This is a genomic window from Novosphingobium sp. (genome assembly GCF_049240505.1).
Classification (GTDB): Bacteria; Pseudomonadota; Alphaproteobacteria; order Sphingomonadales; family Sphingomonadaceae; genus Novosphingobium.
Genome location: NZ_JBMLSM010000170.1, coordinates 1 through 15,358, shown reverse-complemented (window position 1 = coordinate 15,358; position 15,358 = coordinate 1). Strand labels below are relative to the sequence as shown.

Below are 15,358 nucleotides of genomic sequence, written 5' to 3'. Positions count from 1 at the left end.
CGGATCAGTCCTGCGCGCTGCTCGGCGGGAGTTCGGATTGCTCAATTGGCGCGGGCACGGCACGTGGGCGGATCAGGGTATCGCCGGGAGCGACCACCGCCACTTGCGCAGAGGGCGCTGCGGGCAGGGTTGCGCCCATATAGTCCACGATCAGTTCGTCGATGCTCGGTTCACGCTTCGGTTCGAAATCGACCTGCGCCTGACGCACCGTACCATAGCGGCGCGCGGCCAGCGCCTGCCGGTCTGCCGCGTTGCGCAGGATGGTGGGACGGATGAACACCATAAGGTTCGTCTTCACCCGGCTGCGCGCGCGAGACTTGAACACTTCGCCAAGAATCGGAATGTCGCCCAGCAACGGCACCTTCTGAAGCGTGCGCTGCTCGTTATCGTCGAGCAAACCGCCCAGTGCCACGATCTCGCGGTCGCCCACGGTCACGGTCGTCTTGATCTCGCGCTTGTTGATGATCAGTTCGTCAGACTTGCTGGAGACGGTGCCCGCAATCGAGCTGACTTCCTGCCGCAGGTCGAGCCGGATCAGGTTGCCCGCGTTGATCTGCGGCGTCACATCCAGTTCGATGCCCACGTTCTGACGCTGCACGGTGCGGAAGGTATCGTTGAAGTTGCCGCCCGAAAGCGCCTCTCCGGTGGTGATCGGCACGTCCTGCCCGAACAGGATCGAGGCGGGGACGTTGTTGTTGGTGGTGATGTGCGGGGTGGACAGGATGTTGGAGTTCTTGTCCGTCGCCACCGCATTGATCAGCGCGCCAAGGTAGGTGTCCTTGCTGAGTTCGGTAAGGAAGCCGGTGTAGGCCCCGCTGGCGCCGAGGATCTTCGTCGCAGCGTTTTCACGCAGCAGATCGCCCGCCGTGCTGTTCGTCGTGGTGGTGACTGTTGCACCATTTACCACGGTCGTCGTCTGGTTGAGATTGTCGGCCAGCAGCCCGCCCGCAATGTCGATGATGTTGGGCGAGGAGTTGGAGAAGTTGGTGACGGTAAAGGGCTTGTCCTTGCCGCCGAACAGCAGTTGGACGCCCAGTTCCTTGGCCACATTGTTCGAGATTTCTACGATGATCGCTTCGACAAGCACCTGCTGCTGCGGAATGTCGAGTTGGCGGATCAGTTCGGAAATGCGGCGCTGGTCATCGGCGGGAGCGGCAATGATGATTGCGTTGGCCCCCGGATAGCGCGTGATGGTGGCGGTGCCGCGCCCGTTAGCCAGCTTGATCGGGCCATTGCCCAACCCGCCTGCGGTTGCGCCGATGGGGCTGGTGGCGGTGCCGCCGGTTGCCGCCGCCTGACCGGTCGAACCTTGTGTCCCGGCAGAAGACGTGCCGCTGCCGCCCACACCGCCGAGCGAGATCGGCGCGGCGCTGGCCGAGGCGACTTCGCCCCCGCCCTGCCCGCCCAGCAGGCGTTCGAGCACGGGGACGAGCGCGGCCGAATCGGCATGATCGAGCCAGACGACCTTGATTTCCCCGCCCATCGCCGCCTTGGCATCAAGCTGGCGGGCCATCGCCGCCATCTTCGCCAGCGTGGCGGGCTCGCCGCGCATCAGCACGGCGTTGGCGCTGTCCACCGCAACGACAGTGGCAAGCGACCGTCCGCCTTCGCCGCCCGCAGGCACAAGCTGAGTCAGCGCAGTGGCAATTTCGCGCGCGCCGGCGTGATCGAGCATCACGGTCTGCGTGGCGGCATTGTCCCGGTCGATATCGCCCAGCAGCGCGCGGATACGGCGCATGTTGTCTGCATAGTCCACCACCACCAGCGAATTGCCCGATTTGTTGGCGGTGATCGCGCCTTCCTTGCTGATCAGCGGGCGCAGGGTTTCCACGGCCTGCGTGGCGTCAATCGCGCGCAGGCGGATCACTTCGGTGACCATCTGGCTTTGCATCGCGCCTCGGCTGCCGATGCGGCTGGGATTGCTGGCCGCGCCATCGGCAGGCTGAATGCGGAAAGCGCCGTTGCCGGTGGGCACGGCCACCAGGCCATTGGCACGCAGGGTGGAAAGGAACACCTCGAAATATTCCGAGCGGCTCAAGGCGCGGTCGGACACGACGCTGATCTTGGCCTGCACGCGGCTGTCCACGATGAAGGTGCGGCCGGTGACTTCGGCGGCATCGGCCACGAACGCGCGGATATCCGCCTCCCGCACGTTCAGCGTGTATTGCGCCAGCGCAGCCTGTGGCACGGCCAGAGCGAGGGCAGCAGCTCCGAGGAGCATCTTTGGAGCAAGGAGCGAGCGCAGGTTCATGGGGCCAGTGTAATAGCAAGAGGAAGCTGGCGATCACCGCGCTTTACGGTGACCGATATCGACGCGCCGGGGCGGATCGCAGCGGAAAGAACGGCGGCATCGGGCGCGCCGGTTATCGGCTTGCCATCGATGGCCTGAATGACATCTCCCGGTTGGAAGCCTGCAGCGCGAAACGTGCTGCCATCGCCCGACGAAAGGACTTCGAGGCCGACGATGCGCCCGCCTTCGGCGCGCGGGCCAAAGTTCACGCCTGAACGAAGGGCCTCAACGCTGATCGCTCCGCCGGATGGACCGGCACCAGGCGGGGGCGCTACCGGGTTTGCGGCAACCACCTTTGCCGCGTCTGGCGCAGCGCCGGACTGATCGAGATAGAGCAGTTCCTTTGCGCCATTGTGCGCCAGTTCGACATGATCGAACGCCACGGCGGCGAGCGTTACGCCCGGCTGCACTTCGGCCCCCACGCGATAGACCTGCTGCAAGCCATCGCCGCCCGCAATGATCGCGGTGCCCCCGCCACCCGGCGTGGCGCGCGTGGCAAAGAGCGTGAGCGCAAGCGAGGTGACCGCGCCTGAGGATTGCGCCTGTGCCGCAGGAGCGCTGCGGTTGAAGGGGTCGACGCTGGCAAAAAGGGCGGCACGCGCCGAAAGCGACATCATCCGCACGCCCTGCGGACGCCAGTTGCCCAAAGGCGAAACCGGCGTGACCAGCGCCCAGAGCAGCGCCGCACCAAGAAACGCGATGATCACGGCCAGCACCCACCACAGCACGGTGTGCAGCGATGGCAAAGCCAACGCATTACCCGGCCTTGCCAGTGGTCTTGGCAGCGTGATTCCCCCGAATCTCAAGCGCGTTTTCCCTTCCGATGGCGCAGGCATAGCCGCATGGGACCGATTCACAAACGCCTGCCGCTGCCCGATCCTTCGAACGGCCCAAGCAGTCAAATGCTACGGTGGTGTGACAAGATGATGGCAATCCCGACACACCGCTGCAGACACGGATGACAAGCCGCAGATGATCGGTCAGAGTCCAGCGCCATGCTTTCTTTTCTGCCCGGTCCGATCCATCGCATCGCATTGCGCGCAGCCCACGGCCTGCGCCTTTGGTTCTGGCGGCTGACAAAGCGCAAGGTGCGCGGCTGCAACGTAATCGCCGCGAACGCTGCGGGTGAAGTGCTGTTGGTGCGCCACAGCTATCACGCACGCGACACATGGATGCTGCCCGGCGGCGGGCTGGGGCGCAGTGAAAGCCCGCTGGGCACCGCGCAGCGCGAACTGCGCGAGGAAACCGGATGCCTTTTGCGCAATCCAGCGCATCTCGGCACGGTAACACTGGACCGCAAGGGCTGGACCAACCTGATCGAACTGGTCTGCGGCGAGGCCGAAGGCACGCCAGCGCCGGACGGCCGCGAGATCGAGGAAGCGCGCTTCTTTGCGCCCGACGCCCTGCCCGAAAAGACGAGCGGCCCGGTGCGCGCGATGATCGCGAAATGGCAGGATCAGAACGGCAGTTCGGCCTGAAGCACTGCTGCTGGTGCGTGCGCCTCGCTCTCGTCCGGCTCCTCTCCTTCCAGCGCGGAAAGCGTCAGCCCCATCAGCCGGATCGGTTTGGGCAAAGGCAATTGCGCATCGAGCAGTTCGCGCGAAAGAGTGGCAAATTCGCACCTGTCGGCAATCGGGCGCGCCAGCGACTTGGCGCGCGTGCAGGGCGTGAAATCGTTGAACTTCATCTTGAGCGTGACCGTGCGCCCTTTTGCGCCACTCCGCTCGATCCGCTCCCATACGATTTCGATGATGCGCTCCAGCGTTTCGCGCAGGGCCGCGCCGGAGGAGATATCGCGCTCGAACGTGCGTTCCCCGCCAACCGATTTGCGCGGGCGATCCGCCTTGACCTGCCGCAGGTCTATCGCGCGGGCGGCACGGTAGAGATAGTCGGCGAAACTGCCGAAGTTGGCGCGCAGGAAGGCAAGGTCTTTGGTCCGCAGATCAGCCCCTGTTTCGATGCCAAACCGCGCCATTTTCTCTGCCCCCCGCGGGCCGATGCCATGAAAGCGGCGCACCGGAAGGCTGGCAACGAAAGCCGCGCCTTCGCCGGGCCGGATCACGCATAGGCCATCGGGCTTGTTCTGATCGCTGGCGATCTTGGCAAGGAACTTGTTGTACGAAACGCCCGCGCTGGCGGTGAGGCCCGTCTCGGCCCGGATACGCTGTCGGATCAGTTCGGCAATGCGCGTGGCGGAACCGATGCCGCGCACGTCATCCGTCACATCGAGATAGGCTTCATCCAGCGAAAGCGGTTCGACATGCGGCGTGAAGTGCAGGAACACATTGCGGATCTGCTGCGAAACGCCCTTGTAGATATCGAAACGCGGCTTGCGGAAGATCAGGTCGGGGCAGAGCTGCACCGCGCGGGCCGATGGCATGGCCGAACGCACGCCGAACTTGCGCGCCTCGTAACTGGCGGCAGCAACGACCCCGCGCCCCGATGAACCGCCGACGGCAACGGGAAGGCCGCGCAAGGATGGATCGTCACGCTGCTCAACGCTGGCGAAGAAAGCATCCATATCGACATGGATGATCTTGCGGATTCCGGTCGCCGTGCGGTCAGGTTCAAGATCGGGAAGCGGCGAATCCATCGTGGCAGGTTACCCGGTTTCGCAACGCAACATAAAGGGTAGGAATTGTGGCTGATCTGGGCCACTAGATCGTTATGCCTTCAAACAATATTTCTTCTGGCAATCAGTCTTCGGGCAATGACCTTGCACGTTCGCATCGCATGGGCGACCGCGAAACCATTGCGATGATGGCACTTGTGATGGCGCTGCAGGCGCTGGCGGTCGACGCAATGTTGCCCGCGCTGGGCTTTATCGCGGACGATCTGGGGGTGACCGACCCGAATCGTCGCCAGCTTGTCGTCGGCACGTTCCTGCTTGCTTCAGGGTTTGCATCACTGCTGCCCGGATCGCTGGCCGACCGCTTTGGCCGCAGGCCGGTGCTGCTGTGGTGCATCGGGCTGTACGTCGTGTTCTCGCTGGGATGCGCGCTCGTAACCTCGTTCGACGCGCTGCTGGTCATGCGCGTGTTGCAGGCGATGGGCTGCGGTGGCCTTGCCGTGCTGCCCGGCGCGATCATCCGCGACCGTTTTTCGGGCGACCAGATGGCCAAGCAGATGTCGATTATCTCGGTGGTGTTTCTGGTGGTGCCGATGCTGGCGCCCAGCATCGGGCAAGTGGTGCTGCTGTTTGCGGGCTGGCGCTGGATCTTCGTGTTTCTGGCGGTGATGGCGGTGGTAATGGCCCTGTGGGTCTATTCCCGCCTGCCCGAAACGCTGCATCCCGAATATCGCCAGCCGATCCGGCTTGGGACCATTGCCGTGAACATGGCAGGGGCAGCCACCAACCGTTCGGCCATCGGTTATGTGCTGGGCGGCTCGCTTACTTTCGGCGCGATGATCGGGTACATCAACTGCTCTCAGCAATTGGTGGCCGAACACTTCGGCGCGGGCGAGACGTTCCCGGTGCTGTTCGGCTTTTCCGCGCTGATGATGGCTGCTGCGAACTTTTCGAATTCTCGCATCGTCGAACGCTTTGGCGCGCGGCGCGTGTCGCATACGGCGGTGTTCGCGTTCATCGCCGTGAGTGCAACCCAGCTGTGGTTCGCCACGCGCACCGGCGAAACGCTGTGGCAGTTCATGCCGCTGATGATCCTGAACATGATCCTGATCGGCTTTATTGGCGCGAACTTCAATTCGATAGCCTTGCAGCCCTTTGCCAGCACGGCGGGTTCGGCCAATTCGATGCACGCCTTCCTGCGCATGGTCATCGGATCGGTGATCGGGATTTTCGTGGGCCAGGCCTATGACGGATCGGCGCGCCCGCTGGCACTGGCGCTGCTGATCTGCGGCATACTCAGCCTGCTGCTGGTGCTCTATAGCGAGAAGGGAAAGCTTTTCCGCCGCATCCACCCGCCGGGCACCCCGCGCCCGATCGTGCTGGAGCATTGAGGAAGAAGTTCAGGCCCGCAGGCTGACCGTTTCGGCCACGGGCGCAGCCGCCATCGCGGCGAGCGCGACATGCGCCGGTTCGGGGTGGCCGAAGTGGTAGCCCTGCATCAGGCGGATGCCCAGCGCGCGGGCAGTCTCGGCCTGCGCGGCGTCTTCCACCCCTTCGATCGTGCAATCGATGCCGAGCTGCCATGACAGCGAGATGATCGTGCCGACCAGCGTGCGCGCGCCCGGATCGCTGGCCAGCGCGCGCGAAAGTTCCTGATCGATCTTGATCATGTCGAGCGGCAGACGATGGACCTGGCTGAGGCTGGACCAGCCCGCGCCGAAATCGTCGAGCGCGATGCGGAAGCCACGGTTGCGGAACGTCTGAAGCTGCGATTCGGCGCGGCGCGGATCGGCGATCAGCGCGCGCTCGGTCACTTCAAGGATAATCGAACCGGCAGGCGCGCCTGCCTCTTCCACCAGCTTAGCAAGAGCATCCGCCGTGCCTGCGCGCGTCACGTCGCGCGGGGCGAGATTGATCGAAAGCGTGCGGCCATAACGCCAGGCCGGACACTCGCGCAGCGCGCGGGCCATGACCATGCGCGTAAGTTCGCCGGTCCGGCCCGTCGCATCGGCCAGCGCCATGAACTGGCCGGGTGCCAGCCAGCGTTCACCATCGGGGCTCCAGCGCACGAAGGCTTCGTAGCCGGTGGTGCCGCCCGTTTCGCCATCGATGATCGGCTGGTAAAGCAGGCGCAGCCGGTCGGCCAGATCGCTGTCGTTGAACAGGCGCGTGATCGCGGCGCGGGTCTGCAATTCGGCCTCGTCGTCGGGGCTGAACACGATGACCGCGCCATCGGACTGCTCCTTGGCCTTGTACAACGCCGCATCGGCGCGTTCCAGGCAGTCGCTGGCGCTGCGCCCATCCATGCGGTGCACGCCGACCGAACCGGACAAACGCAGAACCGCGCCGGCATGAAGCACCGGCGCACGCAGCGATTCGGAAATCTCGGTAGCCAGCGCCCGCACCCCGTCTTCATCCAGATCGGGATCAAGCACGGCGGCAAATTCATCGCCGCCCAATCTGCCGAAACATCGAATGCGTCCGAACGCGGCGAATCGCTGCGCAACCGCTGCCAGCACGGCATCGCCGGCGGCATGGCCATAGGTGTCGTTGACGTGCTTGAACCCGTCCAGATCGACCAGCGCCAGCCAGGCCTTGCTATCGGGGCTGCCGGGCCGTTCGAGTTCCTGATCCAGCCGGGTCAGGATCGCACGCCGATTGAGCGCACCGGTAAGCGGATCGACCGTGGCCTGCAGCAGGTTGTCTTCCGCCAGTTGCGCGGCTTCGCGCTCGCGACGGGCAAGCTGCTGGCGTGACAGTTCGAGCTTCACGAAATCACGGTGATGGCCATTGGTTACCAGCAGCAGGATCGTCGTCACCACGACCTGCACCATCATCACCAGAACGGCATTGGGATGGCCGCTGAACAGGATCTGCCCGGTGGTGGGAATGGTGATCGCAACCGCGATACGCAGCGCGGTCAGTGGCGAATGGGCAAGGCCGAGGATGCCGGAAAACAGCGTTACGGCAATGATATAGTGGATGAACGACTGCTCTGCGACATCGCCGTAGGGGTAAAGCAACATGCCCCATAGGGCGAACAGGAAGCCCGCAAATGCGCCAAGCCAGCTCATCGCGTGCAGATCCCGTCGCAGCACCATCAACGAACGGCCCGCCACGGCGCTGGGCCGCCAGTAGAATGCCCGCCAAGCCGCAAAACTGCCAAGCACGACCGGCCCGAACAGCGTCAACAACGCGGGGGCATCGCTGCGAAAGCGCAAGGCAACCAGCAGCGCATCAAACACCACGACCATGTAGAGCAGCGGCAACCGATGCGAGAGGCTGTGGGCGTAGGCCTGCGTGAAGCTATCGCCTTCATGCTGCTGCCAGCGGCCACCTGCCACGCGCAACAACCTGACCAGCCGGCCGCGCGTTGCGGAAGAATCAGCAGAATGTCGCGGCCCCGTCGTCATCGACCGACATATTTAAGGCTACGCGGTTAACAGGGCGTAAGGACTGTCATCGCAACTGAAGCCAATATGGTGAGGTCAGGCAGACAGCGCTTCGACCAGTGCCTTCACCTTTTTCTGCCGCCACTGCGGCAGCGGAGCCACAAGCCAATAGCCCCTGCGCGAGACTTGCGCCTCGCCCAGCGTGACGACCCGGCCCGATGCAATCACGCCCTCCGCCAGTTGCAGGGGCACGTGGGCACGGCCCAGCCCGGCGCGCGCCGCGCTGATGGCAGTGCCGGCATCGCCAACCGAAAACCCGACATCGCCGCCACCGGGCGCAGGATCGCCTGGCCAGCCGATCCACGGGCAATCGGCAGGCGCATCGGGCGCCGCTACGGTGACCATCAGCGGTTCGCCCAGAGCAAAGCCTTCAAGTTCACCCGGCCCGTCAGACCAGCGCACGGCCAGATCGAGGTTCGCTTCGGTAAAATCGATATCGGCATCCCCGCCGACGAGCGAAAAGCGCATCTGCGGATTGCCCGCGCGAAACTCCGCCAGACGCGGCGAGAGCCAAGCCGCGAAGAAATCCCGAGGACAGGCAATGGTGTAGACGTGGCTGGACTGCCCCGCCTGCATCGCCTGCACGCCTTCTTCAAAACGCAGGAACCCTTCGCGGATCGCATCCAGACCGGCAATCGCCTCGTCCGTCAGTTCCAGTCCTTTTGATGTGCGGCGAAACAGGACCACGCCCAGCAGGTCTTCCAGCGCGCGAATCTGCTGCCCGACCGCTGCAGGCGTGACCGCCAGTTCATCCGCCGCGCGGGTGAAGGAAAGGTGCCGCGCCGCAGCGTCCAGAACGCGCAGGCCGTTGAGGGGGAGATGCGTTCGCTTCATTGCGAACCGGCTTTAGTTTGCAGGCGCCGGTGCCGCCAGCGGAAAGAACGGGATCGCCACATCGAACAGCGAACCATCGGCGCGCTGCATCGTGTAATGCCCTTCCATGCTGCCGTTGTGCGTGCCCAGCGGGCAGCCCGAAACGTAATCATGGCTCTGGCCCGGTTGCAGCACGGGCTGTTCGCCCACGACGCCATCGCCATCAACGAAATTGACCATCCCGCGCCCATCGGTGATCCGCCAATGACGCGAAAGCAGCTGGATCGGCTGGTCGGCGTCATTCTCGATTCGGATATGATAGACCCAGAACCACTTGCCCGCTTCCACCCGCGACTGCTCGGGCAGAAAGTTTACGGCGACTCGCACCGTGACCCCTTCGGTCATCGCTGCATGGTGGAAGAACTGCTTCATGCAGCATAAACTATCGCAATTGCGCCAATGTTCCAATGCACTTGTGCATTGCCCGAAGCGCGGAAGCAGAGCAAAGCGACGGCGATGCTGATCCGCGCCGCTGCCATCGTCTGCTCTGTGCGCCCCCACGGCGAACATGGCGCGATCGTGCGCGTGATGACCGCCGATCACGGCCTTGCAGCCGCCTATGTGGCCGGGGCGCGGGGGCGCGAACTGCGTCCGGTGCTGATCCCCGGCAATCTTGTCACCATCGAAGTGCGCGCCCGTGCATCTTCGCAATTGCCGTCTGCGCGGGTTGAACTGCTGTCCAGCCGTGGCCCCTGGCTTTCCGAACCACTGGCGAGCGCGGGCATTGGCTGGGCCTGCGCGCTGACGGCAGCCACCCTGCCCGAGGGCCATCCCTATCCCGTTCTGCACGATTCGCTGATGGCTCTGCTCGATGCGATCTGCCACGCCCCATCGGCACGCGGCTGGGCGCGGGTGCTGGCAGGATACGAGGTTCTGCTGCTGCGCGAAGTCGGCTACGGCGCGGCCCCGGCCCCGCCGCCGGAAGAGGACTGGCCAAGTCTGCTGGCCCGGCTTGACCGGCAAGGCAAGGCAATCGCCAACCGCCTGCTTGCCGATCGGACCGGCGATGTTATGGGGGCGCGCACGATTCTGCTCGACCGACTACGGCGCATTGGCGGCTGATAACGCGGCGGCGGATAACGGGAACGACAAAGGGGTTTTCCATGAAGATTGCGGTTCTGCCGGGCGACGGCATCGGTCCCGAAGTGACGCGCGAAGCCGTGCGGGTGATCGAGGCGCTGGGCATCGACGGTATCGAGATGACCGAAGCGCTGGTCGGCGGCGCGGCGTACAAGGCCAGCGGCCACCCCCTGCCGCCTGAAACACTTGCCATTGCCGAAGCGGCAGACGGCATCCTGTTCGGTGCTGTGGGCGATCCTGATTGCGATGCGCTGGAACGCCATCTGCGCCCCGAACAGGCAATTCTCGGCCTGCGCAAGGCATTGACGCTGTTCGCCAACCTGCGCCCCGCCAAGGTGTTCAGCGGGCTTGAAGGCCACTCCGCCCTGCGTCCTGAAGTGGCCGGTGCCATCGACATGGTGATCGTGCGCGAGCTGAACGGCGATGTCTATTTCGGCGAAAAGGGCTTCCGCACCGCCCCCAATGGTGACCGCGAAGGTTACGACGTGATGTCATACAACGAGAGCGAAGTGCGCCGTATCGCGCATGTGGCGTTCCGCACCGCGATGGGCCGCGCCAAGCGCCTGTGTTCGGTGGACAAGGCCAATGTGCTGGAAACCAGCCAGCTTTGGCGCGACGTGGTGATCGAAGTGGCCAAGGACTATCCCGAAGTTACGCTCGAACACATGTATGTCGATAATGCCGCGATGCAGCTGGTCCGCGCGCCGGGCAAGTTCGACGTGGTGCTGACCGGCAACCTGTTTGGCGACATTCTTTCAGATCAGGCATCGATGTGCGTCGGCTCGATCGGCCTGCTCGCCTCGGCCTCGCTGGGCGAACGCCAGACCGAATATGGCACGTTCGGCCTTTACGAACCCATCCACGGCTCCGCCCCGGACATTGCAGGCCAAGGCCTTGCCAACCCGATGGCAACGATCCTGTCGGCGGCGATGCTGCTGCGCCACTCGCTCGGCCTTGCGGAGCAGGCTGACCGCGTGGAAGCCGCCGTTGCCAAGACTTTGGCCGATGGCGTGCTCGGTCGCGACCTTGGAGGCGAGGCCGGAACTACGGAAGTAGGTGACGCGGTGCTTGCAAGGCTTTAGGCCCCAAACCCGATCAGGACATGTTCGAGGCGCCCAAATGGCGAACATATCAGGCGAAGCGGCCCGCAGCGAAGGCTGGTTGCCTTCGCAAGGGTCGGTTTGCCTGAGATGGAAGCCATTTGGGCGTCGCGAAGCGATTTGACCAGAATGGCCCATCGCCGCGTCGGCAGGGCTGGAAATATCGACATATTCCTGCGCCCTGCCTCCTTGCGCTGAGCCATTCTGCCTCAAACCTCGAACTTGTCCTGATCGGGTTTGGGGCCTAAGGGCCGCGATCATGCTCCAACTAGCCGTAATCCTGCCGACCTACCGCGAACGTGCGAACATCGCGCCGATGGTCGCGCGCCTCGACGCTGCGCTTCAGGGCGTGGCTTGGGAAGCCATCTTTGTTGACGACAACAGCCCCGATGGCACGGCTGACGAGGCACGGCGCATCAGCCAGACCGATCCGCGCGTCCGGGTGATCGAACGGATCGGGCGGCGTGGTCTGGCATCTGCCGCCATCGAAGGCATGTGCGCCACCGCCGCGCCCATCGTGGCGGTGATGGATGCGGACCAGCAGCACGATCCTGTACTGCTGCCGCAAATGCTCGGCGCGGTGCAGGACGGCGAATACGACATCGCCTATGCCTCGCGCTTTGCCGAAGGGGCCAGCACGGAAGAATGGGGCCGCCCCGACCGGGTAAAGGCATCGGGCCTTGCCAACCGCATCGCCAACAAGGTGACGGGCGTTGAACTTTCCGACCCAATGAGCGGCTATTTCATGCTCCGCGCCGAAACGCTGCGGGCCGATGCGCACCGCCTTTCCGGCGTGGGCTTCAAGATTCTGCTCGACATTCTGGCCACGGTGGACAAGCCCCTGAAGGTCAAGGAATTTCCCCTCAATTTCGTCGCCCGTACCGAAGGCGAGAGCAAGCTGGACCAGACCGTAGTGTTCGAATTCCTCGTAGGTCTTTACGACAAGTGGCTGGGCCGCATCATCCCGACGCGCTTTGCGCTGTTCGGCACCGTGGGCGCGATGGGCGTTGCGGTGCAGCTTGGCGCGCTGTGGGTGCTGCTGAAGATCGTGGCGGGTGAACGCTTCGTCTATGGCAACTGGTCGGAAAGCGCGACTTTCAACACCGCCAACACGCTGGCGGCGATCATCGCGATGACGTTCAACTTCGTGCTGAACAACGAACTGACCTATTCGGACAAGCGCCTGCGCGGCTTCGGCCCGCTGCTGCGCGGATGGGCACAGTTCGCGCTCACCTGCTCGCTTGGGCTGCTGACCAACGTCGGCTCGGCTGCCGTGCTCAAGACCATCGGCTTCCACGATGTGGTAGCGGTGATCGTCGGCATCGTACTCGGCTCGGTCTGGAACTTCGCACTGTCCTCGCGCTTCGTGTGGGGCAAATACTGAATTGCGTGCGGTCGCGAAGCGCGCCCACGCTCTCACAATCCTCGTCATCCTGAACTTGTTTCAGGATCCATTGTGCCGATCAGGCAGATGCTCTCGTCCGAGAAATGGACCCTGAAACAAGTTCAGGGTGACTAAATTGCTCTAAGGAGTGTGCCGCCAAAAAACGGCACGCCGCACTACTTCCAGCTATCCAGCCAGGTATAATCCCGGAACGAATCTTTCCGCGGCAACTCACCCGCCGAAAGGATCGGGTAAAAGCCAAGGAACAGGCCGGAAGCCAAGACAAGCGTTGCCTTGGCGGGCCAGCGCAGGCCCAGATCCCACCATTCTGCCAGAACCAGCGCCAGCGCGGCGATCAGGAAGCAGCTCGCCAGCATGTAGTGGTAGTAGAACTGCACCGGCTTGCCGTTGATCGCCCAGAACCCCACGAGCAGGGCATAGGCCGCGAAGACCAGCAGGTGCAGGCGTTTCCCTTTAAGTCCATCCCACGCGCAGAACAGCAGCGCGGGCAATCCGGCCAGCATCGTGAACGGGTTGCCCAGCATCAGCACGCCGCGTTGGGCACCGTCGATGTTCTCATAGAGGAACCAGATCGGGCGGATGTTGGCCATCCATTGCCACCACACGCTCATATAGGTGTGCGGCTTCTTCACGCTGTCCTGCAGTTGCAGCATGTATTGCTGCCATTCGATCAGGCGGCCTACCGTCAGCGGGTCTTTCTGGTAGAAAAACGCGGGGAGGAACGTGGCGAAATAGGCAACAAGCGGCAGCGCACCGAGCCAGAGCGCCGCCTCTGTCAGCGAAACGCCGGGGACTGGCCCCATACCTTTGGCACTCCACAGCAAACCATAGCGGCGACCTTTCAGCGCTTCCCAGCGGTTCAGCGCGAACAGCAACCCCGGCAGCGGCAGCAGCAGTGCACCATTCCACTTCGCGCCGAGCGACAGGCCCAAGAACAGGCCGGTTAGCGCCAGATGCAATCGCGCACGGTTCACTTTCCCTGAAGGATTGCGCCACGCCAGCGCCCATTGCCACACGGCCAGCGCCATGAACCCGCCCATCGCCATGTCCAGCAGCGCGATGCGTGACATCATGAACCAGATGAAATCGGTGGCCAGCAACAGACCGAACAGCACCGTGGCGGTGCGCGAAAGACTGGCCCACCACAGCGCCCGCATCATCCCCCACAGCCCCAGCGCCCCCAGCAATGCCGATGGCAGGCGCCAGCCAAATGGCGTATCCCCTACCAGTTGCATCGACCACGCGATCAACTGCTTGGCCAGCAAGGGATGTTCGGGATTGAGCCGCGCGGTAAGATCGATCAACCGGCGCGCGGCGGGCAGATAATGGATCTCATCGAACATCATCTTCGACGGGATGCCGATACGATGCAGCACGATGAGGAAGAACGCAGCGGCTATGCCCATGCACCAGAGAGCGGGGTCATTCTCGCGCGGACGATCGGATAGAACTGGCGTCATCTGCGATCGGGGATAGGGCGGCCAGCACAAGTTCGCAATCCCGCCGCTTGCGCACAGCCATGCGGAAAACTAAGGCAACAACCATGAAACGCACGACTGGCCAGGACCGCTCCATCACCCGCAATTGGCGCCCAGCAACGCAGGCCATCCGTGGCGGCACCTGGCGGTCGGAGATGGGCGAGACGTCAGAGGCGTTGTTCCTCACCTCGGGCTTTGCTTACGACGATGCCGCAACGGTGGCCGCGCGCTTTGCCGGTGAAGCCGAAGGCATGACCTATTCGCGCCTGCAGAACCCCACCGTGCAGATGCTGGAAGAACGCATCGCCCTGATGGAAGGAGCAGAAGCCTGCCGCACGCAGGCGACCGGCATGGCCGCGATGACAACGGCACTGCTCTGCCAGCTTTCCGCAGGCGATCACATCGTTGCCGCCAAGGCGGCGTTCGGATCGTGCCGCTGGCTGGTGGACAATCTGCTCCCGCGCTTTGGAATCACCGGCACCACTATCGATGCGTCGGACAATGCCGCATGGGAAGCCGCGATCCAGCCCAACACCAAGGTGTTCTTCTTCGAAAGCCCGGCAAACCCCACGATGGACGTGGTTGATCTGGAATTTGTCTGCGGTCTAGCCAAGTCTCGCGGCATCACCACCGTAGTCGACAATGCCTTTGCCACCTCGGCTCTGCAACGCCCGATGGATTTCGGTGCAGATGTCGTGGCCTATTCCGCCACGAAGATGATGGACGGACAGGGCCGCGTCATGGCGGGAGCGGTCTGCGGATCGGCAGAATGGATCAACAACGTACTGCTGCCGTTCCAGCGCAACACCGGCCCTAACATTGCTGCGTTCAACGCATGGGTCGTGCTCAAGGGCCTTGAAACGCTCGACCTACGCATCCACCGGCAGAGCGAAAACGCGCTGAAGGTCGCCAGCTTCGTCGAAGGCCGTGTGCCTCGCCTGCTCTATCCGCACCTGCCCAGCCATCCGCAGTACGCGCTGGCGAAAAAGCAGATGAAGGCGGGTGGCACGATCTTCTCGTTCCACCTCGATGGTGGGTTGAAGCAGGCCCATGCCCTGCTCGACGCGCTGCAACTGATCGACATCTCGAACAACATCGGCGATTCGCGCTC

13 protein-coding genes are annotated in these 15,358 nt (G+C 63.7%); 6 read left to right on the top strand and 7 right to left on the bottom strand.

Features of this window, described 5'->3' with window-relative positions:
* Positions 1–4 precede the first annotated feature (4 nt).
* Together gspD and ACOVQ0_RS13430 are read right to left on the bottom strand one after the other, a co-directional pair.
* Positions 5–2,221, bottom strand: a complete 2,217-nt coding sequence (gene gspD, locus ACOVQ0_RS13435; RefSeq protein ID WP_421885267.1) for a type II secretion system secretin GspD — start codon at positions 2,219–2,221, stop codon at positions 5–7.
* 26 nt (positions 2,222–2,247) lie between these two features.
* A complete protein-coding gene (locus ACOVQ0_RS13430; protein WP_421885264.1) occupies positions 2,248–3,096 on the bottom strand; it encodes a type II secretion system protein N in 849 nt (282 codons plus the stop codon).
* A 189-nt stretch (positions 3,097–3,285) separates the two neighbouring features.
* Between ACOVQ0_RS13430 and ACOVQ0_RS13425 the strand changes: the two genes are divergently transcribed.
* Positions 3,286–3,768 (top strand): NUDIX domain-containing protein, encoded by a 483-nt coding sequence (locus tag ACOVQ0_RS13425; RefSeq protein WP_421885262.1) that lies wholly within the window; start codon positions 3,286–3,288, stop codon positions 3,766–3,768.
* Here ACOVQ0_RS13425 and dinB read toward each other — a convergent pair.
* Positions 3,747–4,883, bottom strand: a complete 1,137-nt coding sequence (gene dinB / locus ACOVQ0_RS13420; RefSeq protein WP_421885259.1) for a DNA polymerase IV — start codon at positions 4,881–4,883, stop codon at positions 3,747–3,749. The genes ACOVQ0_RS13425 and dinB overlap by 22 nt on opposite strands.
* 140 nt (positions 4,884–5,023) lie before the next feature.
* On the opposite strand from dinB, the gene ACOVQ0_RS13415 reads away from it, so the two are divergent.
* A complete protein-coding gene (locus ACOVQ0_RS13415; protein ID WP_421885255.1) occupies positions 5,024–6,250 on the top strand; it encodes a multidrug effflux MFS transporter in 1,227 nt (408 codons plus the stop codon).
* Positions 6,251–6,259: 9 nt separating this feature from the next.
* Here ACOVQ0_RS13415 and ACOVQ0_RS13410 read toward each other — a convergent pair whose 3' ends face one another.
* From ACOVQ0_RS13410 to apaG, 3 genes are all read right to left on the bottom strand, one after another.
* Positions 6,260–8,203, bottom strand: coding sequence for a putative bifunctional diguanylate cyclase/phosphodiesterase (locus tag ACOVQ0_RS13410; RefSeq protein ID WP_421885252.1), 1,944 nt, complete (start codon positions 8,201–8,203; stop codon positions 6,260–6,262).
* Between the two features lie 144 nt (positions 8,204–8,347).
* Positions 8,348–9,145 (bottom strand): LysR family transcriptional regulator, encoded by a 798-nt coding sequence (locus ACOVQ0_RS13405; protein ID WP_421885250.1) that lies wholly within the window; start codon positions 9,143–9,145, stop codon positions 8,348–8,350.
* Between the two features lie 12 nt (positions 9,146–9,157).
* Positions 9,158–9,556 (bottom strand): Co2+/Mg2+ efflux protein ApaG, encoded by a 399-nt coding sequence (gene apaG, locus ACOVQ0_RS13400; protein WP_421885247.1) that lies wholly within the window; start codon positions 9,554–9,556, stop codon positions 9,158–9,160.
* Between the two features lie 84 nt (positions 9,557–9,640).
* Between apaG and recO the strand changes: the two genes are divergently transcribed.
* The 3 genes from recO (at position 9,641) to ACOVQ0_RS13385 (ending at position 12,748) form a co-directional block, all read left to right on the top strand.
* The gene (gene recO / locus ACOVQ0_RS13395) at positions 9,641–10,246 is read left to right on the top strand and encodes a DNA repair protein RecO (protein WP_421885244.1); all 606 of its coding nucleotides are present in this window, start codon (positions 9,641–9,643) and stop codon (positions 10,244–10,246) included.
* Positions 10,247–10,287: 41 nt separating this feature from the next.
* Positions 10,288–11,346 (top strand): 3-isopropylmalate dehydrogenase, encoded by a 1,059-nt coding sequence (leuB, locus tag ACOVQ0_RS13390; protein WP_421885241.1) that lies wholly within the window; start codon positions 10,288–10,290, stop codon positions 11,344–11,346.
* A gap of 277 nt (positions 11,347–11,623) precedes the next feature.
* Complete coding sequence (locus ACOVQ0_RS13385; RefSeq protein ID WP_421885238.1) at positions 11,624–12,748, top strand: glycosyltransferase; 1,125 nt, start codon at positions 11,624–11,626, stop codon at positions 12,746–12,748.
* A 176-nt stretch (positions 12,749–12,924) separates the two neighbouring features.
* Here the strand turns inward: ACOVQ0_RS13385 and ACOVQ0_RS13380 are convergent, their stop codons facing one another.
* Positions 12,925–14,229, bottom strand: a complete 1,305-nt coding sequence (locus tag ACOVQ0_RS13380) for a phospholipid carrier-dependent glycosyltransferase (RefSeq protein WP_421885236.1) — start codon at positions 14,227–14,229, stop codon at positions 12,925–12,927.
* Positions 14,230–14,312: 83 nt separating this feature from the next.
* Between ACOVQ0_RS13380 and ACOVQ0_RS13375 the strand changes: the two genes are divergently transcribed.
* On the top strand, positions 14,313–15,358 hold a 1,046-nt coding region (locus tag ACOVQ0_RS13375), incomplete at its 3' end, for a trans-sulfuration enzyme family protein (protein WP_421885234.1).